Annotated in this window: 22 protein-coding genes; 17 read left to right on the top strand and 5 right to left on the bottom strand. The window is 46.4% G+C overall.

Annotated features, from left to right (window positions below; all coding sequences use genetic code 11):
• Window positions 1-239 precede the first annotated feature (239 nt).
• From mobC to HMPREF9944_RS10140, 3 genes are all read right to left on the bottom strand, one after another.
• On the bottom strand, window positions 240-2,237 hold the full coding sequence (gene mobC, locus HMPREF9944_RS10150; protein WP_008566156.1) for a conjugal transfer protein MobC: 1,998 nt from the start codon (window positions 2,235-2,237) through the stop codon (window positions 240-242).
• A gap of 80 nt (window positions 2,238-2,317) precedes the next feature.
• Window positions 2,318-3,598: a conjugal transfer protein MobB gene (gene mobB / locus HMPREF9944_RS10145; protein WP_008566155.1), complete on the bottom strand. Its 1,281-nt coding sequence runs from the start codon at window positions 3,596-3,598 to the stop codon at window positions 2,318-2,320.
• Complete coding sequence (locus tag HMPREF9944_RS10140) at window positions 3,595-4,014, bottom strand: plasmid mobilization protein (RefSeq protein WP_044113643.1); 420 nt, start codon at window positions 4,012-4,014, stop codon at window positions 3,595-3,597. The genes mobB and HMPREF9944_RS10140 overlap by 4 nt, the downstream gene beginning before the upstream one ends.
• Before the next feature lie 592 nt (window positions 4,015-4,606).
• Between HMPREF9944_RS10140 and HMPREF9944_RS10135 the strand changes: the two genes are divergently transcribed.
• The 17 genes from HMPREF9944_RS10135 (at window position 4,607) to HMPREF9944_RS10055 (ending at window position 17,714) form a co-directional block, all read left to right on the top strand.
• A complete protein-coding gene (locus HMPREF9944_RS10135; protein WP_008566153.1) occupies window positions 4,607-5,410 on the top strand; it encodes a nucleotide-binding protein in 804 nt (267 codons plus the stop codon).
• Window positions 5,397-5,870: a DUF3408 domain-containing protein gene (locus tag HMPREF9944_RS10130; protein WP_008566152.1), complete on the top strand. Its 474-nt coding sequence runs from the start codon at window positions 5,397-5,399 to the stop codon at window positions 5,868-5,870. Before HMPREF9944_RS10135 ends, HMPREF9944_RS10130 begins: the two co-directional genes overlap by 14 nt.
• 4 nt (window positions 5,871-5,874) lie before the next feature.
• On the top strand, window positions 5,875-6,351 hold the full coding sequence (locus HMPREF9944_RS10125; RefSeq protein WP_008566151.1) for a DUF3408 domain-containing protein: 477 nt from the start codon (window positions 5,875-5,877) through the stop codon (window positions 6,349-6,351).
• A gap of 2 nt (window positions 6,352-6,353) precedes the next feature.
• A complete protein-coding gene (locus tag HMPREF9944_RS10120) occupies window positions 6,354-7,160 on the top strand; it encodes a hypothetical protein (RefSeq protein WP_008566150.1) in 807 nt (268 codons plus the stop codon).
• 141 nt (window positions 7,161-7,301) lie between these two features.
• Window positions 7,302-7,604 carry a DUF4134 domain-containing protein gene (locus HMPREF9944_RS10115; protein ID WP_004365152.1) on the top strand — a complete coding sequence of 101 codons (303 nt, stop codon included), beginning with the start codon at window positions 7,302-7,304 and terminating at the stop codon, window positions 7,602-7,604.
• A gap of 4 nt (window positions 7,605-7,608) precedes the next feature.
• Window positions 7,609-7,944 (top strand): DUF4133 domain-containing protein, encoded by a 336-nt coding sequence (locus HMPREF9944_RS10110; RefSeq protein WP_008566149.1) that lies wholly within the window; start codon window positions 7,609-7,611, stop codon window positions 7,942-7,944.
• Complete coding sequence (locus HMPREF9944_RS10105; RefSeq protein WP_008566148.1) at window positions 7,941-10,454, top strand: TraG family conjugative transposon ATPase; 2,514 nt, start codon at window positions 7,941-7,943, stop codon at window positions 10,452-10,454. The genes HMPREF9944_RS10110 and HMPREF9944_RS10105 overlap by 4 nt, the downstream gene beginning before the upstream one ends.
• Before the next feature lie 27 nt (window positions 10,455-10,481).
• A complete protein-coding gene (locus tag HMPREF9944_RS10100) occupies window positions 10,482-11,111 on the top strand; it encodes a DUF4141 domain-containing protein (protein WP_004353763.1) in 630 nt (209 codons plus the stop codon).
• A gap of 52 nt (window positions 11,112-11,163) precedes the next feature.
• Entirely contained in the window at window positions 11,164-12,201 is a 1,038-nt protein-coding gene (traJ, locus tag HMPREF9944_RS10095) for a conjugative transposon protein TraJ (protein WP_008566146.1), read from the top strand.
• 51 nt (window positions 12,202-12,252) lie between these two features.
• Window positions 12,253-12,876, top strand: a complete 624-nt coding sequence (traK, locus tag HMPREF9944_RS10090) for a conjugative transposon protein TraK (RefSeq protein WP_004353758.1) — start codon at window positions 12,253-12,255, stop codon at window positions 12,874-12,876.
• Window positions 12,877-12,880: 4 nt separating this feature from the next.
• Window positions 12,881-13,183, top strand: a complete 303-nt coding sequence (locus tag HMPREF9944_RS10085) for a hypothetical protein (RefSeq protein WP_008566141.1) — start codon at window positions 12,881-12,883, stop codon at window positions 13,181-13,183.
• Complete coding sequence (gene traM, locus HMPREF9944_RS10080) at window positions 13,176-14,447, top strand: conjugative transposon protein TraM (protein ID WP_008566139.1); 1,272 nt, start codon at window positions 13,176-13,178, stop codon at window positions 14,445-14,447. The genes HMPREF9944_RS10085 and traM overlap by 8 nt, the downstream gene beginning before the upstream one ends.
• Before the next feature lie 49 nt (window positions 14,448-14,496).
• Complete coding sequence (traN, locus tag HMPREF9944_RS10075; protein WP_008566137.1) at window positions 14,497-15,447, top strand: conjugative transposon protein TraN; 951 nt, start codon at window positions 14,497-14,499, stop codon at window positions 15,445-15,447.
• Window positions 15,441-16,034 carry a conjugal transfer protein TraO gene (locus tag HMPREF9944_RS10070; protein ID WP_044113641.1) on the top strand — a complete coding sequence of 198 codons (594 nt, stop codon included), beginning with the start codon at window positions 15,441-15,443 and terminating at the stop codon, window positions 16,032-16,034. Before traN ends, HMPREF9944_RS10070 begins: the two co-directional genes overlap by 7 nt.
• A gap of 12 nt (window positions 16,035-16,046) precedes the next feature.
• The gene (locus HMPREF9944_RS10065; RefSeq protein WP_008566135.1) at window positions 16,047-16,505 is read left to right on the top strand and encodes a DUF3872 domain-containing protein; all 459 of its coding nucleotides are present in this window, start codon (window positions 16,047-16,049) and stop codon (window positions 16,503-16,505) included.
• Window positions 16,506-16,516: 11 nt separating this feature from the next.
• A complete protein-coding gene (locus tag HMPREF9944_RS10060; protein ID WP_008566134.1) occupies window positions 16,517-17,023 on the top strand; it encodes a glycoside hydrolase family protein in 507 nt (168 codons plus the stop codon).
• 88 nt (window positions 17,024-17,111) lie between these two features.
• Window positions 17,112-17,714 carry a type 1 glutamine amidotransferase family protein gene (locus HMPREF9944_RS10055; protein ID WP_006045095.1) on the top strand — a complete coding sequence of 201 codons (603 nt, stop codon included), beginning with the start codon at window positions 17,112-17,114 and terminating at the stop codon, window positions 17,712-17,714.
• Window positions 17,715-17,802: 88 nt separating this feature from the next.
• On the opposite strand, the gene HMPREF9944_RS10050 is transcribed toward HMPREF9944_RS10055, so the two are convergent.
• Window positions 17,803-18,264 carry an HU family DNA-binding protein gene (locus HMPREF9944_RS10050; protein WP_004384181.1) on the bottom strand — a complete coding sequence of 154 codons (462 nt, stop codon included), beginning with the start codon at window positions 18,262-18,264 and terminating at the stop codon, window positions 17,803-17,805.
• 458 nt (window positions 18,265-18,722) lie between these two features.
• Entirely contained in the window at window positions 18,723-19,997 is a 1,275-nt protein-coding gene (locus HMPREF9944_RS10040; protein ID WP_008566129.1) for a PcfJ domain-containing protein, read from the bottom strand.
• Window positions 19,998-20,001 lie beyond the last annotated feature (4 nt).

Raw genomic sequence — 20,001 nt, 5'->3', positions numbered from 1 at the left:
CTAAATCAATTTTAAATCTACATTTTGTCAAAATAATTACAAATCTAATAAATAGCGAACCTTTTATTGATGATACAAGTTCGGGATAAGAGTATCCTCTATAAGTTGGGTGTAAATGACAATAATAGGCGTGAAAAGACTTATTCTCTTTATCCTTTAGAGGAATAAGAGACTCTCTAAACGATTTTGAACGAATATAGTCTTACATTCTTTGCTAATATTTGTATGTATTATATAGGCTATATCAAATGACTAAGATGTGGATTATTTTTTATTCGTTCTATCTCAGAACTAACAAGGGATAATATATCTTGTTTAACACGTTTATAGTTGGCTTCGATAGCCTCTTTGAGATTATCGGAGCCATCTTCGTTTTTGAAGTCTGCGATAGTGGGTATAGACTGATAAACTTTCATTTCAGCAGAGACTTTGGCACTATCCACTACAATCTCAGCATGGAAAATTTTCTGCTCAATGCGCTCGTCAAAGTTATCGGACACTGCACCCACAAACATTCCTTGTGTAAGGTTACTGATTTTCGATGCAGGGATAAGGCTGTCCATCTGCGTGGAGATAGAGGTGGACTTGTCATTGCGGTTGATGGTCATAGACTGCCGTTGCTGGAGAACCTTTCCGAAACGTTCTGAGAGAGTCTTGGCTGTTTCCCCAACTACCTGCCCGGAAAAGACATTGCCCACAGTGTTCTGTATCACCTTACTCTCTTTGTCGCCATAATCGCGGGTAAGCTGTGAGAAGTCCTGGAAGCCCAAGCAAACCGCCACCTTGTTGCTTCGAGCGGTAGCAATTAAGTTATCAAGCCCACGGAAGTAGATTGTCGGCAACTCGTCTATAATCACCGAGGATTTGAGTTGTTTCTTCTTGTTAATGAGCTTCACGATACGGCTGTTATACAGACCGAGTGCCGCCGAATAGATATTCTGTCGATCAGGATTATTGCCTACAACCAACACTTTCGGCTCATTGGGATTGTTGATGTCAAGTGAAAAATCATCACCCGTCATCACCCAATAAAGTGCAGGAGAAATCATACGTGATAGCGGTATCTTGGCACTGGCGATCTGTCCCTGCAACTGGTCCTGTGCTCCACCCTCCCATGCGTCCATAAAAGGAGAAAGGTAGTTGGCAAGTTCATCATAGGAAGTGAGTATAGGAAATATCTGTGCATAGGGACGGTTGAGAAATTCGATGGCATGAGGGAAAGTACAATACTTCCCATTCTCATAGATTTTGAGGAACCATATAATGGCAGCCAAAAGAATAATCGGCGACTCCACAAAGAAATCTCCCTGTTTCTGAATCCACGAGCGGTTCAAGTTGAGCATAATCGTGTAGGCACTCTCGTAAGCGTCCGATATGTCCGTCATAAAGGCAGGATTGATGGGATTGCAGCGATGCGATTTCCTCGGATCGTCAAAGTTGATTACATAGAACTGTGGCTTCACCTTGTAGGCATCCAAGTGACTAAGCAGGTGATTGTAAGCAATCTCGGAAAGGTCAGGGAACTTATAGTCATAGATGTACATGGCAAAGCCTTTCTCTATCTGCTGCTTGATGTAGTTGTTCACGATAGCGTAGGACTTACCAGAACCCGGTGTACCGAGCACCATTGAGGCACGAAAGGGGTTTACTACGTTAATCCAGCCATTATTCCACTTCTTTTTATAATAGAAACGTGTGGGCAGATTAATCGAGTATTCATTCTCCATCAACCGGGTTTCCTGCATAAAACTCTCATTCTCCGTATTGAACACATCGTCCATCAGGTTGTTTTTGAGTAAACGGCTCATCCATACGCCACCCATCAGCAGACAGATATAGCCCACAGAGAGTGTGAAGATATAGAGCGAAGCTGCCTCAATCTTTCCTATCGGTAAAGCCAACAGCCACCAGTTGAGAAAGAAAAAGACAAATCCGGAGAAAAGCACTGTCCAAATCTTCGGCCATGTGATTTTTTCTTCCTTAACGCCTTTCGTTCCCAGACAAGAAAGAGCAAGAAACACCACACAAAATAGTTTCGTCCAAAGTATGGACGAAAATAAGCCCGCCGTGCGTTGAAAATTCATCAGAATCTTGTCCACTACGGCTATTGTAAAGTGCCATGTATGGAAAGCCTCGTAACAGAACCAATAACAGTTAATCAAGAGGAATATCACCGATATGCCACGCATAAAGTCCATCACCTTACCCAATGCCCTTAAATCATCTTCTTGTGCCATAGTCATATTGTTTTGAAGCCTCCCCCGTCCCCTCCAAAAGGAGGGGAGAAAGAAACGCCCGTTTATTGAATGAGCTTATATTAACGTTTTCTGTGCCTAAGATTTACCTTACTTTGTCTACGGAGTTTACGTTGCCAAGCTGCTTCCTTCCAATCGTCATTGCCCGTAGATGTGAAAGAGTCACTCACCATGTCCCCAATAAGTTCATCAATAAGGTTGTCACCTTCCTCTGCATTTGATTGTAAAGGTTGGCCAGTTGCCGATTGTTCCAAATGGACAGACGGACTGCCGTACAGCGTTTCGTCCAAGAATGGGTTGTCCGTTGGATTGGAGAAATAACTATTGAATATATTGGCAGTATATCCCTTGCCCAACCGTGAGCCATTGAGAGCAATACCCTCTTTATCATCAATGAAGGTAATGCCATAGATACGTCCGCCTTCGTTCTTTCGGATTACCACACGCAAGCTCTGTTCCTCCAATCGCTGTCGAAGTTCTTCCTCTGTCTTTGGAGAGGTACGCATTGTTTGTAACACCCTGTACCTTATGATTGATATCAATGGCTTGATAGCTTGTTTGGATTTCTGCATCTTGTTCTGCACGGCAGTATAGCCCACACCACGCCCGATGTCCGAGGCGTTAATGGGTGTGCTTATTTTGTAGCCCTTGTCGTCAGTCGGAACATAGACCAGTCCGTCATATTTCTTTCCTCGGAACTCAGTCTTGACTTCCTCCACAGTAAGATTGTATGCAGAAAGGATGGCATTCAATTCTCCGAGTGAACAGAACTTATAACGCTTCAGCACCGTGCGGACAACACTTGCGACCTGCTCTTTGATATTTCCTTTTGTGGTATCCACCTTGGGCGTTTCTGTTACCGCTTTCTCACTAACCTTTGAACTCGGAATAAGGTTATACTTCCTTTCCGAAGCATCGGTAATCTTCTTGCTCCTTCGCTTTTCAAACCTGTCGTTGATTTTTTTTCCCTCTCCGTCCACTCGAAGCGACACGATGTGTATATGCTCACGGGCGATGTCGTTGTGCTTGAACACGATATAAGGCTGTTTGCCATAACCAAGTGCTTCCATATACTCCTTGGCAATCTGCATAAGCGTTTCATCGGATAGTTTTTCGTCCGGGTGCGGATTGAGCGAACAATGGAACACCGTCTTCTTCGTTCGGCATTTTTTAGGTATCAAAGCCTGCATATCGGCCAGTACATCCTCCATCGTGTAATTACCATCGTTGCTTTGATACAGTTCAGCTGCAAGAAGGATGCTCGCTTCTCCTTTCTCCACTTTCTTGAAGTTGTAGCCGAGTGCCCCTCCAAGGTTCTCTGTTGCTGAAATCTTGGCAATCATCTTTTGCGGTAGTCAATGGTAAGATTGATTGCCTGCTCCTGCAAAGTGATGATTTGAGCAGACAGTTTCTCCAACTTCTCAAGCATAATCTGTGCAGTCTTCACGCTGTGATAACTGTTGATGGCACGCACGGCTTGGTTATACAGCACGCCAATCTTATGGATTTGTGCCGTCAATTCCGAGAGTTTTCGGTAATATTCCACAGCGGATTTATCCACCGTTATTACCTTGAAATGCTCTCCAAGAATACGAGCGCGTACGAAATCCGACTTCGTTTCTGCCCCTGAACGCTGAAACAAATCAATCGCCCTTTGCTGGTCTTTGGGGTTGGGCAACCGCACATGCCAGTTGTCCCAACGAGGCTTTTCTGCCTTTTTTCGTTCTAAACGATATTCTGTACCTTTATTCATATTCATTTGGTCTTCTAATTACGACTTTGGAGTAATTCATCTCCCCTTCGGGGCAAGGGTCTTTGTGGTACAAACGGCGGTTTGTGTTACAAAGACACACCTTGCCAATATCAAGAGCTGATGCGATGGAAGCATCCACCTGTAAGGGTGTCCGCTTCGGGTAGTTTACCTCCATGTTCTCTATCCGCCTGCAAAGTTACGGCGGATTTCCAAATATCTCATTATCAGTAATATTCCCTCTTTTTCCTTTCATTTCCCTATACTTCACAGGCATAGAAAAATCTATCGAAAAAGCTTTTATTTTGCAGACAGAACGAGCGGACAATCGCTCGAACAAACGTTCAAAAGGACGATAAAAAGTTCGGGAAACAGATTGTTCGATTTATCGATAGTTCGACAATTCGAAATGTCGATTTCTCGACATTTCGATCTCTCGACAAGCTGAAAGGTTGATAGACCAAATGATTGATAAATCGAATGACCGATAGGTTAGTAAGACAAACGACAAAATAAACAATCAGTTGTTCTATCGAATAATCAAACGTTCAAACGGCATATCGCCCAAAAGACAGTTCAACAAATAAAAATATCTATCGCAATGGAACAGACAAACTCATCGCCCATCTTTCTGGGCTTTTCCTCCCAGAAGGGAGGTGTCGGAAAAAGCACGCTGGCAGAAATCGTCAGTAGCATCCTCTATTATGAGAAAGGCATCGAACTCTTCATCGTGGACTGCGACCTGTCGCAGGATTCCTTTTACAAGCTCCGCCAAAGGGAGAAGACCTTTGTTGAGGGTGATCCCTTGGTCTCCGAGCAGATGAACAACTATTTCTCTGCACTGGGGCGTGTCTCCTACCGTGTGCTTAAGGCAGACCCGAAGAGTGCCATCGCCAAAGCTGAAGAACATATCCGCAAAAATTCCAAGAAACGCTTCGATCTGGTGGTCTTCGACTTTCCCGGGCATGCGGGGACGAGCGACCTTCTGGAACTCTCACTTGAAATGGACTATATCCTTTCACCCATCGAGGCAGATGTGCAGTCAATGGTCTCCTGCCTTGCCTATGCCAAGACCATGCAGGACCTGGGAGTTTCTATGACCGGGGCACGCATCAAGGATGTCATGCTCCTTTGGAACAAGGTGGACAGGAGGGTAAAGAGTACGCTGATTGAGAAATACAGCGAATACATCAGGAACGAGGGCTACACGCTGTTTGACGAGCATGTCTATGCCGCCCACCGTTTCAGTCACGAGCTGGAACAATACGGTTTCCGTGGAGCATTCCGTTCCACCTACCTTGCGCCAAGCAAAGCCCTGCGTGCCGGCACGGGGCTGGATGAGATGATTGACAGCCTGCTTACGCATATCAGACTAAAGAAGGAGGCGGGCGATGGCACGGATTGACGAACGGAGGAAAATATTGGAAGCCAAGCTCAAGGAGATGTCGGAGGACGGCGTGATGAAAGGAAAGCCCAAGGAAACGCTTGCCTTCGACCCGCCCAATGAGGATGGAGAAAACGAGCCACAAGAGGCGAAGGAGGTTAGGCCGGTTCAAGGGAAAACTTCGCTTCTCCAAGAAACGAATGCGGAAAGGACAAGGGAAATGCCCCATGAGACTCCCGCGCTCTCATTGGATGATTACCGTACACGCTATTTTCACGCTGTCCGTATCCGCGAAAAGACAGCCTTCACGATGGATGTGGAGACCTTGCAGGTACTAAGGAACGTGCTGCAAGACTTGGGTGAGCGGGTATCGATGGCTTCTTACATAGACAACATTCTCCGTGAGCACCTCAGGGAGCATAAGGAACTGCTCAACAATGCCACGGCAAGACAACGGCGTAAAACAACCATAACAATATAGCATTATGACAACAAACGATTTTCTGATTTTATTCTTGGTATTCAGCAATATTCTTCTGATTGTATATTGCAGTGTCATTTTCTTTCAGGTTTACATAAGAGACAGAAACACCAAGGAAGACAATACGGACAATCCCACTCAGGTAAAGAAAACAGCGTCCGGAACTCAGCATCTTATGGAAGACCGCAAGGATTTGGCAGAGACTGATTACCTTGCTGATTTTATGCTGCAGAGCACAGAGGAACAATGGGAGGATTACAAAGCCAAGTTCTTTATTCCAAGGCGATCCCGAAACAAATCGGGGTTCACGATCAACACAGAGACCTTAACCATACTCCGCAATGTTCTCCGCGATACAAAGGCGGAAACGACGTTGACGGCTTACATAGAGAATATCCTTACCAATCACCTCAAAGCCCATCAGGAGCTTATCAATGAGATTGCAGACAAGCAGAAATTAAAAAACACCTTATACCTGTGAATATGGAAACTGTTCTTTTAGATATTCTCCTTTTCTTGGGTGTTGTTTGGGTGATTTTGGGCATCGCATACCTTTGGAGTTTGTTTCAAGGTTTGAACATAAAACCAAGAAAAGACACTGAAGAAATGAAAGCCGACAAGCAAAGTGCAAGTTCCAAACCTTCTGTTTCCCAAGAGCAAATAGACTGTGCCCGCCATATTCTAGTAGGCAGGAGCAAACCTTTCACTTCCCCGTCTATCCCTGAAGTTCCCGCCATTTCCTCGTCTGAAAATTCAGCCAAAAATCCTGATACTTTTGCAGGGCAAAATACCCAAACAGGGCAGGATACAACCGAAAAGTCGGGAACTGCCGCAGATGAAGACGACAATGAGATGGATGTCGATTATACGATGGACGAACCAGATGAGGACACCATAGCCCGTGAGGAACTGCAATTGGAAATCGGCGGACGAGGTGAAAGCCTGATCGCAGACGATTCTCAGCCCGAAGTATCACCGTCCAGTATCCTCGCAAGGGACATTATCCGTGTCAACGGTTGGCACAGGAATGATGATGCACTCGATGAGGAAAACGAAACGGAGGTTCACGAAACGCTGCAAGCGATACGAGGGACTGAGCTCATGGAATACATGAAAGAAGTCGCACTCGGACAGGAGCAAGACCATCAAAAACTACTCGCTGCCATCCGCAAGGTCGAAGAAACGGAGTTGCAGGAGAATGATACAAAAATGACTTCTGCCCCTGAGACAGACAAAGAAAACAATAACGAGGGAACGACGGAAGAAAAGCCGCTTTCCTACTATCTGTAAAACAATCCATATTGCAAACAGGGAAGGAGCAACGGCCGAAGCGGCTCACTGGTAAAACAATCCCATACGATAAGACAGAGCCAGTTCCACCGTCTCCTCCCATCAAAGATTTATCATTAACAACATAAAATAAAAAGAACAATGAACAACAAAAAGAAAATCACAATGCTGTTCCTGCTGACGGCTACTGCCATAGGAGCATACGCACAAGGCAACGGCATGGCGGGTATCAATGAAGCCACAAAGATGGTAACAAGCTATTTTGATCCCGGAACGAAGCTTATCTATGCTATCGGTGCTGTGGTAGGTCTGATAGGAGGAATAAAAGTGTACAACAAGTTCTCAAGTGGTGACCCCGATACGAGCAAGACCGCAGCCTCTTGGTTCGGTGCGTGTATCTTTCTCATTGTGGCTGCCACAATTCTGAGAAGTTTCTTCCTGTAAGGCGATGGCAGCATTTGAAATCAACAAGGGTGTAGGTCGGACGGTGGAGTTCAAGGGCTTGAAGGCACAGTACCTCTTCCTCTTTGCAGGAGGCTTGCTGGCAGTCTTCATTCTCGTGGTCATTCTCTATCTCTGCGGCATCAGTCAGATAGCCTGTCTTGTCATAGGTGTAGTGGGTGCCACCATAGTGGTGTGGCAAACGTTCACCATGAATAGAAAGTACGGGCAATACGGACTGATGAAGAAAGGAGCAGTACGTATGCACCCACGCTACCTTGTGAACCGCCGTACGGTCTGCCACCTTATCCGTAATCTTCAACCAAAGAAAGCGAAGAAATGAGAAACAAAAGCAAGATAACGACCTTGGAATCGAAGTTCCCACTACTCTCCATAGAGCAGGGATGTATGGTGAGCAAGGACGCTGACATCACGGTAGCTTTCCGTGTGGAGCTGCCCGAACTCTTCACTGTCACCTCTGCCGAATATGAGGCGATGCACTCTGCCTGGCATAAGGCTATAAAAGTGCTACCCAATTACAGCATCGTACACAAGCAGGACTGGTTCATTAAGGAGGACTACCAAGGAAAACTCTCCGATGGCGGACTGAGCTTCCTTGCCCGTTCCTCCGAAAGGCACTTCAACGAGCGTCCCTATCTCCACCACTCGGTCTATCTCTTCTTGACCAAGACCAACAAGCAGCGTATGGCACAGCAGAGCAACTTTTCTTCGCTCTGCCGTGGACATCTGTTACCCAAGGAAATCACCAACAAGGAGGAGGTGATGAAGTTTATGGAAGCCGTAGACCAGTTCGAGCGTATCATCAACGATACCGAGCAGATAAGGATTGTCCGCATGACAGAAGACGAGTTGGTAGGCACAAATGAAAAGGGCGGACTACTCGACAGGTATTTCTCTCTATCTGAAGAAGGGCATGCGTCTTTGGAGGACATCCGTCTGGGCGCAGATCTTGTGCGCGTGGGCGACAATATGCTTTGTCTACACACACTCTCCGACACGGACGACCTGCCGACAACAGTAAGCACGGACAGCCGATATGAGCGACTGTCCACCGACCGCTCGGATTGCAGGTTGTCCTTTGCCTCGCCAGTAGGGTTGATGCTACCCTGCAACCATATCTATAACCAGTACCTCTTCATCGAGGACAGCGACGCTAACTTGGAACGCTTCGAGAAGCAGGCAAGGAACATGCACTCGCTGGCACGCTACAGCCGTAGCAACCAAATCAACGAGGAATGGATACAGGAGTATCTCAATATTGCCCACTCACAGGGATTGACCTCTATCCGTGCCCACTTCAACGTATTGGCATGGAGCAGCGATAAGGAAGAACTTCGCCAAATCAAGAATGACGTAGGCTCTGCACTTGCTCTTATGGAATGCCACCCTCGCCATAATACCATTGATGCGGCAACGCTCTACTGGGCAGGCATACCCGGCAATGCGGCAGACTTTCCTGCAGAAGAGTCATTTTATACTTTCATCGAGCCTGCCCTCTGCTTCTTTACGGCAGAGACGAACTACAAGGATTCACTCTCTCCCTTCGGCATCAAGATGGCAGACCGTCTTTCAGGAAAGCCTGTTCATCTGGACATATCGGATTTGCCGATGAAGAAAGGTGTCATCACCAACCGTAACAAGTTCATCTTGGGACCTTCGGGCAGTGGCAAGTCTTTCTTCACCAACCACATGGTACGCCAATATTACGAGCAGGGGGCGCACGTCCTCTTGGTTGATACGGGTAACTCATATCAAGGATTGTGTGAACTTATCCACCGCAAGACCAAGGGCGAGGACGGCGTGTATTTCACCTATACCAATGAAAGTCCGATTTCCTTCAACCCTTTTTATACGGACGATTACTTCTTCGATGTAGAGAAAAGGGAGAGTATCTGTACGCTGCTGCTCACGCTATGGAAGAGTGCCGACGAACATATCACTAAGACCGAGGCAGGCGAACTTGGGTCAGCCGTAAACTCCTATATCGAGTTGATCTGTGCTGACCACAGTGTTACCCCCTGTTTTAATACTTTCTATGAGTATCTGCGGGACGTGTACCGCAAGGATATGGAAAAGCGAGACATCAAGGTAACGCTTTCGGACTTCAACATCAACAATCTACTGACTACATTGAAGCAATACTATCGTGGTGGTCGATATGATTTCCTTTTGAACTCGGACAAGAACATCGACCTGCTCTCCAAACGCTTCATCGTCTTTGAAATCGACCAAGTGAAGGACAACAAGGACCTCTTTCCTGTGGTAACGATTATCATCATGGAAGCCTTCATCAATAAGATGCGCCGATTAAAGGGTATCCGCAAGATGATACTCATTGAGGAAGCGTGGAAAGCCATCGCTTCGGCAAACATGGCGGACTACATCAAGTACCTTTATAAGACGGTGAGAAAGTATTTCGGGGAAGCCATTGTCGTAACACAGGAGGTGGACGACATCATCCAGTCGCCCATTGTCAAGGAAAGTATTATTAATAACTCTGACTGCAAGATACTGCTTGACCAGCGCAAGTACATGACCAAGTTCGACGGCATACAGGCGATGCTCGGTCTTTCGGAAAAGGAAAAGAGCCAGATACTCTCCATCAACCAGAACAATGACCCGAACCGACTCTACAAGGAAGTGTGGATAGGTTTGGGCGGTATGCAGAGTGCCGTCTATGCCACGGAGGTGAGCATGGAGGAATACCTCACCTACACCACGGAGGAAACCGAGAAAGTGGAGGTGATGAACAGGGCTGCACAGCTTGGTGGGGATATCGAAACGGCTATCCGTCAGCTTGCCATAGAGAAAAGAAACAATAAAAAGAAATAAGTACAAACCATCAAAACTATAGTAACAATGAAAAAGTACATTTTCATGGCTCTCTTAGGATTGAGCCTTTCTGTTCCCAAAGCCCACGCACAGTGGGTAGTAACCGACCCTGGCAATTTTGCCGGCAACATCGTCAATTCGGTTAAGGAGATAGCAACTGCCTCGAAGACGGTGAAGAATACCCTTGACGGTTTTAAGGAGGTGGAGAAACTTTACAACGACACCAAGAAGTATTACGATGCACTCAAGAAGGTGAACAACTTGATTGGTGATGCCTATAAGGTCAAAGAGTGCATCCTTATGGTGGGTGACATCTCGGAGATTTACGTCACCTCGTATAAGAAGATGCTTTCGGACAAGAATTTCCGCCCTTCAGAACTTGCTGCGATGGCTTCGGGCTATGCCAAGCTCTTGGAACAGAGCGGTGAGAGTCTCAAAGAACTAAAGTCCATCGTCAAGAGTAATGTCTTCTCCATGAACGACCACGAGCGTATGCAGGCAATCGACCGCATTTATACCACGCTTAGGGAAAACCGCTCGCTCGTGTCGTATTACACAAGAAAGAACATCTCCGTGAGCTACGTGCGTGCAAGGGAGAAGAACAACCTTGCCTCTGTCAAGGCACTCTACGGCAATACGGCAAGCAGATATTGGTAAATCCACAGACAAAAAAAGAACTTGAAAGAACTTTCATAAAACACTTTTGCTTATGGATTTTGCCAGTTTACATGAGCTGCTCCGCTCAACCTATGATGAGATGATGCCGCTCTGCGCCCAGATGACAGGCATTGCCAAGGGTATTGCAGGCTTGGGTGCACTCTTTTATATTGCCCTTCGGGTATGGGCTTCCATTGCCCGTGCCGAGGCGATAGACGTTTTTCCGCTTCTCCGTCCCTTCGTGCTGGGCTTTTGCATCATGTTCTTCCCGACAGTCGTACTGGGTACGATGAATGCCGTTCTCTCGCCCGTAGTGCAGGGAACGGAAAGCATGGTGCACCAACAGGAGACCAACTTGGCGGAGCTTACCGCCAAACGTAACCGTCTGCAGGAGGAAGCCTACCTGCGCAATCCCGAAACAGCCTACTTGGTATCCAACGAGAAGTTCGACCAAAAGATAGAGGAGATGGGTATCATCGGACCTGAAGATGCCGTGACGATAGCGGGTATGTATGCCGAGCGTGCTGCCTATCAGACCAAGCAGTGGGTGATGAAAATGGTACACGACCTCTTGGAACTCCTGTTCCATGCCGCGGGGCTTATCATCGACACGTTGCGCACCTTCATACTCATCGTCCTTGCCATTCTCGGTCCGATAGTCTTCGGCATTGCCGTATGGGACGGGTTGTCGGGTTCGCTCACGGCTTGGTTCTCACGCTATATCTCTGTCTACCTGTGGCTGCCTGTCAGCTCTATCTTAACAGCTCTGCTCACCAAGATACAGGTGCTGATGGTACAGAAGGACATCGAAGCGCTCAGTGACCCCAACTACCTGCCTGATTCGGGGACGTGGTACTACATCGTCTTCTTCCTTATCGGTATCGTAGGTTACTTCTGCGTTCCCACCGTTGCAGGCTGGATTATCGAAGCAGGAGGCGGTATCGGCTCTTATGGTCGCAATGTCAATCAAGCCGCACAGCGCGGTGCACAAAGTGCCTACACGGGCGGACGATATGCCGCAGCAGGTGCCGGGTCGGTCATCGGAAATGTCGGTGGACGTATCAAGGGTGCACTGCTTAAAGGAAAATAGAAATGGAGCAATAATGCTTAATTCATCAACAGCTATAAAAGGAAAGAAAAAATGGAATTCAAATCACTTGGTAATATCGAGACCTCATTCAGACAGATAAGACTCTATGCCTTTGTCTTTGCCATCGTCTGCGTGGCAGTAAGCGGTTATGCCGTCTATGCCTCGTACAGCTTCGCCAAGGAGCAACGGGAGAAAATCTATGTGCTTGACCAGGGTAAGTCGCTCATGCTTGCCCTCAGTCAGGATGCAAGTCGTAATCGTCCCGTAGAGGCAAGGGAGCATGTACGTCGTTTCCATGAGCTGTTCTTCACCATTGCGCCTGACAAGGATGCCATTGAGAAGAATATGGAACGTGCCTTCGTACTGTGTGACAAGTCGGCTTTCAACTATTACAAAGACTTGGCAGAGAAGGGCTATTATAACCGTGCCATATCGGGTAATGTCAATCAGCGCATAGAGGTGGACTCTATCCACTGCAACTTTAATACTTACCCTTATGCGGTAACGACCTATGCAAGGGAGTTTATCGTCCGTCAGAGTAACGTTACAGAGCGCAGTCTTGTTACAACCTGTACGCTGCAGAATTCTGTCCGTTCGGACAATAACCCGCAAGGTTTTCTTATGGAGAACTTCCTTGTAAAGGAAAACCGAGATATACAGACCTATAAACGATAAGGCTATGGCAAGGAAAAGAAACTTTTTACTCTCACGTCACTATCTGCGCTTTCACCTGTGGCTCCGCCATCGGTGTGAACGGCTCACGATAAGGCAGAGAAAGGAAATCGTCTATGGGCTGAGTTTCATCTATCTGCTCTGCTCGCTTTGGATGATAGCGCAGTTTTTCCTTCCTCCAAAGAAGGAGAAACTACCCATCCCCATGGGAAAGCTGACGGACAGTCCGATACGGACGGACAGTACTTTACAAGAGTTACACGGCAATTTTTACCTACAACATCATCAAACACTCAAGGAAAATGGATAATAAACAGAAAGAACAAATGAAGAAAGGCTTGGTCTTCGGAGGATTAGGACTGCTGTTTGCCCTCTCGATGTGGTTTATCTTCGCACCGTCGGGCAAGGATAAGACTGCAGCGGAGCAGGGACTCAATGACAGCATCCCGCAGGCAACGACAGAAAAGCTCACCGAAAACAAGCTCAAAGCCTATGAATTAGGCGACAAGGCACACGAGGAGGAACAGACCCGCGAGGAGATGGGCAGGCTGTCGGACTATTTCGCACAGAACACTGCTCCATCAGAGGAGCAGCGTGCAGAGACAGCTGCTTCTACGGCAAAGATAGAAAACTCTATGCATCGCTATGAGGAGAATAATCGCCTTTTGAACTCCTTTTACGCTCCCGATCTACACGAGCAGGAGCGTGAAGCCTTGCGCTCGGAGATAGATAACCTTAAAAAGGAACTCTCTGCCAAAGACAGCAAGGAGGACAATGAAGAGAAACGACAGCTTGCCTTGATGGAAAAGAGCTATCAAATGGCAGCGAAGTATCTTCCCAAGGCTTCTGCCGTTCCACCATCTTTGGGTAATGACTTTACCGAGGGTAAAGGGCAAACGGCAACGAACAAAGGTCAGAGTATGGGCAGTAATATAAGCGGAGGTTCGGCCGACTTGCCTGCAATGGAAATCTTGGCGGAACGCAAACAGGTAGTGTCCTCACTGGGGCAGCCGATGAGCGATGCTGACTTCATCAAGGAGTATGGCACGAAAGCACGCAACTTGGGCTTCCATTCGCTCGCAAGTGCGGCTGCACCCACGATGCGCAACACACTCAAAGTGGTGGTGGACAGGACAACGACGCTCAAAGAGGGTGATAATGTCGTGCTCCGTCTGCTTGAAAGTGCCAAAGTGCAGGGCTTGCGTATTCCACGACAGAGCCGACTGATAGCCGTCGCTAAGATTGAGGGTAACCGTATGCACCTGCTTGTCAAAAGCATTGAGGTGGACGGACATATCATAGCCGTCAAGCTCTCGGCATACGATATAGACGGACAGGAGGGCGTGTATATCCCAGGTTCGGAGGATATCAATGCGCTTAAGGAAGTCGGGGCGAACATCGGTGGTTCAATGGGAACCTCCTTTACCTTCGTTTCCTCTGCCAAGGAGCAGATTATCTCCGAGGCTGCCCGCGGGGTGATGCAGGGCGCAAGTCAGCTGCTTCAGAAGAAACTGCGTACTATCAAGGTTACGCTCAAGGGTGGCTACCGCCTTTTCTTGGTTCAGAGCAAATAAAACAATCGAAAATGATAAGTAAAAAATAACATCAAATAAAAAAGGAACAATGAAGAAAATTATTTTATCAATGGCTATGCTTGCCATGGTGGGAGCAACAGCCACAGCACAGGAAAACAATGATGGTCTGACACCATGCCGTCCGCTTACTTCGGACGAACTTTTTCAAGGTATGAGCCGTGCCATACCAACGGGGCGTGTCGTACTACCGTATGGTCTTGACGTTACCTTTGACAAGACCGTGCATCTTATCTTCCCTTCTGCTATCCGCTATGTAGACTTAGGTTCACAGAACATCATCGCAGGGAAAGCGGAGGATGCTGAGAACGTACTGCGTGTAAAGGCTTCGGTGAAGGATTTTGAAACGGAGACAAATATGAGTGTCATCTGTGAGGACGGCTCTTTCTATGCTTTCAACGTAAAGTATGCCGATGAGCCGGAGAAGCTCAGCATAGAGATGAAAGACTTTCTTTCCACGACGGAAGGCAGGCTGCCAAGCAACCGCTCTGACATTTACTTTAAGGAACTTGGTAACGAGTCACCCGTATTAGTAAAGCTGATGATGCAAACTATCTATCAGAACGACAAGCGTACTATCAAGCATATCGGTGCACAGCAGTTCGGCATGAAGTTCCTGCTTCGTGGCTTGTATGCCCATAACGGCTTGCTGTATTTCCACATTCGTATGGAAAACGGCACAAACATGCCGTACTCAGTGGATTTCATCACCTTTAAGGTGGTGGATAAGAAGATGGCAAAGCGCACCGCTATACAGGAACAGGTGTTGCAGCCGCTTCGTGCCTATCATCAGGTAATGCAGGTGCGTGGCATGGGCAGTGAACACGCTGTGTTTGCGCTCGAGCAGTTCTCTCTTGCAGAAGACAAGCAGCTTGAAGTGACACTCTATGAAAAAAATGGCGGTCGTACACTGACCTTCCATGTAACGGCAGAAGACCTGCAGCTGGCAAAGAAGATTGATAACCTCAAACTGAAATGGTAGACATTATGAAGAAGAAAATCATTTTATCGGTTTGTGCAGTGGTGGCAATGGCTTTTAGCTTGCCATCGCAGGCACAGCGACTTATCCCCAAGCAAAGGGGCATAGAGGTCGTAGCGAGTGCTCCGCTTATCAAGGGAGAAAAGTTCCTTGCAGCTGACAATTTCGGCATGGGAGCATCACTCACCCGTTATCTGGGTCGTGAGAACTATACCTTTGTTATGGCAGAGTATGAACAGCAGAATATTCCGTACCGAGATTATAACGTAAAACTCAAGGATGCACTCTTGCAGGTGGGCTATATGCACCCCGTTCTTTTCGATAGAGGTAAAAACGTGTTTCTTTATGGCGGCATATCCGCCTTGGGTGGCTATGAGCAACTGAATGAGGACAAAAAGCTGCTGCCCGATGGGGCGACACTGCTCGACCGCTCTCGCTTTGTCTATGGCGGTGCCGTGCATGGCTCGGTGGAAGTGTTCCTCACGGACAGGGTTCTTTTTCTTGTAAAGGCACAGGGACGTTTCCTATTTGGAACGGACGTGCATCGTTTCCGTCCGGCTGTTTCAGCAGGACTAAGGTTTAACTTTTAAGTAGAAGAAAAGATGAAGAAGATATTGAATACGATATGGGTAATGGGTGTGCTGACCCTTGCCGTGTTTTGCCTATCTGCTTGTGATAGGGATTTGGATGTTCAGCAGTCTTATCCGTTTACGGTGGAGACAATGCCGGTTCAGAAGGACATCATAAGGGGGCAGACGGCTGAGATACGCTGCACGCTGAAGCGAGGCGGTGAGTTTGCCGACACTCGCTATACGATACGTTATTTCCAGTCTGATGGCAAAGGTTTGCTAAGAAATGATAACGGTATGGTGTTCAAGCCTAACGACCGCTATCCGCTGACGAAGGATGTGTTCCGCTTGTACTACACTTCGTTGTCATCTGACCGTCAGACGATTGATGTATATGTGGAGGATAATTTCGGCAGGGTTCAGCAGCTGACCTTTAGTTTTAACAACGAGCGGGAAGAGGGCAAGGATAAGCCTGCATCTTCTCGCCACTAAGACCATAATTGATGCGAACGATAAATGCTTTCATTTTACTTTGTGTATTCTGCCTGTTCTGTCAGCCGACCCTTGCCCAGCGCAGGGTGCGGCTGGCAGACTTGCCACCTTTTGAGCGTGCAGTTGTCGTAGTGAAATACTTTGAGGGTATGCACGGCTGGAAGAATTATCCGTATGTTGGATATGGGCATCAGCTGCAACCAGGAGAGCGTTTCACAGCGGATATGACGGAACGGCAGGCAGACTCCCTGCTCCGTGCCGACCTTTGGAAATGCTTTGAACACTTCAAAGGGTATGGTAAGGATGCCCTGCTGCTGACCTTGCTTGCCTACAATGTGGGTGTAGGGCGATTGCTTGGATATGGTAAGCACCCAAAGAGTAAGCTACTGCGAAAGATAGAGGCTGGAGATAGAAACTTCTATTGGGAGTATGTTTCGTTTTGCCGATATAAGGGTAAAGTTTTGAATGGGTTAGTCAAACGCCGAAAGGTTGAGTTTGCGTTGTTCTTTATCATCTGACTATATTAAACCAAGAATTATTCCTATGATGTTGTTTCTATTTTGCTGAAAAATTGTAACTTTGTATTACGATTAAATAGGATAAGCAATGAATAAAGAAACAAAAAAGGTACTCTTCGTCTTATTGAATGAGTACACAGATTGGGAAGGTGCTTTTCTCTCTACAGCCCTTCATGTTGGCGTAATACCAGGTAGTGAAATCAAGTACAGAGTGCATACAGTTGCTCCGACATTAGATGCAGTCTGTTCCATTGGTGGATTCAAAACGTTACCTGATTATTCTTTTGAGAATATGCCCAAAGACTATGCAGCCTTAGTCCTTATCGGTGGCAATCGATGGGATTCACCTGAAGCAGAACTTGTTGCGCCATTGGTACAAGAAGCATTGGATAAGGGTAAAATAGTAGGAGCGATATGCAACGGAGCATCGTTTCTGTGTGCTCATGGCTTCTTGAACAACGTAAAACATACGGGTAATGGTCTCGACCAACTTAAACAATGGGGTGGTGAAAGATACACGAACGAAACAGGATATGTGAACGCACAGGCTGTAAGTGATAAAAACATCGTTACAGCAAATATTACTGGTCACTTGGAGTTCACTCGTGAAATGCTCTTACTTCTGAAAGCCAATACCTCGGAAAAGATTGCAGCTTGGTATGACTTTTATAAGAATGGATTTGTAAAATAGTAGTCATACTACTAAATAAAATTGATGCGTGGAGTACATCGTCTCCACGCATCAATTTTATAGTTAGCAATCACACATACATCTTATTTTATGGATGCGGTTCTGGCTGAGGTCCTGGATTGGGATGTTCCTCACCAGACTTCTTGTCAGGTGCTGAAACACGTTCGTAGCTCACGCCAGTAAGTGTAAAATACTTCTTTGAAGGGGTGAGATGTACCACAGGTTTCGTAATATGAACCTTTGGGTTGAACTCCGTTTTTCCCTTCTCAACCAATTTACTCTGGAAAGAAGGTGTAAGTGTCCCGATGTCTCCGAAGTCTACAATGTCTCCGTTCTCAACGTGCTTCTTTGCTATCTCAGCTGCAAGTCTGAGAACAGCCTCGACTTCTGCACCTGTGAACGTTGTAGCGTGTGCCACTTCATCACAGAAACTACGATGATCAACTCTCTTTCGTCCTGTAGGATGAGCCTGCACAACGATTTTCCCTTTCAAATTTCCAACTGTTCCTTTACGCTCCTTTAGCGTATAAGCAATGGGTCTGTTCGCCATAGTCATTAGTGTTGCCCCCGATTGTTAAGCCTTTGGAGGCTGGGGCTTTATCCTCCTCAACTTGTTAATAGATTTATATCAAAAAGGTAAGAAATTTCTTGATTATCTCCAAGAAAAGCACATATTTCTTTTGACACTTATCAACCCTTTTTCGCAAAGGGGTTCACCTAAATGAGTAAAACTATCTACCTATTATCAGAAAAGGGTCTACCTTTTTCGTCAAAAGGGTCTACCTTTTCAATTAAAAAGGTCTACCTTTTTTGCCGAAAAGGTAGACCCTTTTTGAAGAAACTGACAAACCTCTTCTGTAGATTTGGATATGGTTAATTAATAACCCTAATGAGAATATGCAGTATTTGGCTTTCACCTTGTCCGCCAATTTTCAATTCATCCGCATAGTTGTAGATGATGTCCTCAATCTCTGTCTTCATATCTCTGATAATTTAATGGTTCATACTTTATGCTGTTGCTTTCATTCTTCGGCTTATAAGACCTCGATTGGCATTCACAAGGTTTACTATCTGCTCGTGATATGCTGTGTTCTTGTTGCACACTCCACGACTTTGCACCACTTCCAATGTCCGTAATGATACTTCAATAGTTTCTATTCTCTTGCCTTCAATGGTAGCCGAAAGGATAAGGGAGTCTTCCTTAAGGTAGTATGCATTAGAAAATACGCAATGGTGCATTGATACACCTTCTTCCAAATGTTCCTGCACGCTCTCCAATACGTGGACTTGGATTGTGCCATCTGTAAAACAGATACCGAAAAACTTGGATTTGAGTTCCTTGAAGCGTTTCTCATCTTCGATTGCCTTCTGCTGCTTCTGTTCTATCTCCTCCCTTTCACGCAGTTTGAGAAGTTCCTCGTGCCTGCGGTCGTGTTCGCCTTTAAGGTCTGTGGGGCATAAATACTTTGGATTATGAATATCCTTTCCTAATCTTCTAAGTGTATCTACATAATCACTCCAAAGAGAAATGTCTGCTATCTCATAGCCGTTACGAACTGCAATTTTGTAGGACTGCCATAGTTCCTCAAAAGTCCTCCTGTTGCCAAGAAAGTAACGTAAATGGTCTGTGCTACCTGCCTTTAGTAATGTTTCCACACGGCTGTCTGTAAGCAATGCAGGAATAAGTTGGGTAGGCACGATACCATAGAAATTATCCTTAAAACCATTTCTACGAAGTATGTCTGTAACCTTGAACTTCGGATATATCGGTGAGTAGGCAATATGCTGATAGGCTTCATTATCGTTACGGATTGCCATAGGACTATAATAGGAAAAGGTATCAACATAGTGTCCCAATACCCTCTGTATGGCAACCACGGCTTTTCGTCCCTGCATATTCCACCAACATTGCCCAATCTCAATTATAGAAGTCTGTGCTTTGTAACCTTTCTCCATACCCACAATAAGTAGGAACATACGCAATACTTGAAACTCTCCACAAGTGGTAAGTATGGTGAAATATTGCTTCTGCTGCAACTTGCGCTCATAGGTTTCTTTGACCTGCAACTTTGCCCTACAATGAGGGCAAGTGCAAGTTTCTCTATGTTTGTTCATTACCCAACTATGCCCACAATCCATACAAGTGGTACGACCTTTTGGCAAGCGGTAGGAGAAGTGGTCTATGCACTCACGGAATGCCCATTTGCTCTGTGTCTTGGTTATCGGGCGAAGATGCTTGCTTTGTTCCAAAACTGCCTTTTCAAATTTGTTTCTCGGTTTCATAGGC

Origin of the sequence: Segatella maculosa OT 289 (genome assembly GCF_000243015.1) — a bacterium.
Taxonomy (GTDB): domain Bacteria; phylum Bacteroidota; class Bacteroidia; order Bacteroidales; family Bacteroidaceae; genus Prevotella; species Prevotella maculosa.
The sequence above is the reverse complement of the archived record's forward strand: the minus strand, read 5'-3'. Positions and strand labels throughout refer to the sequence as shown.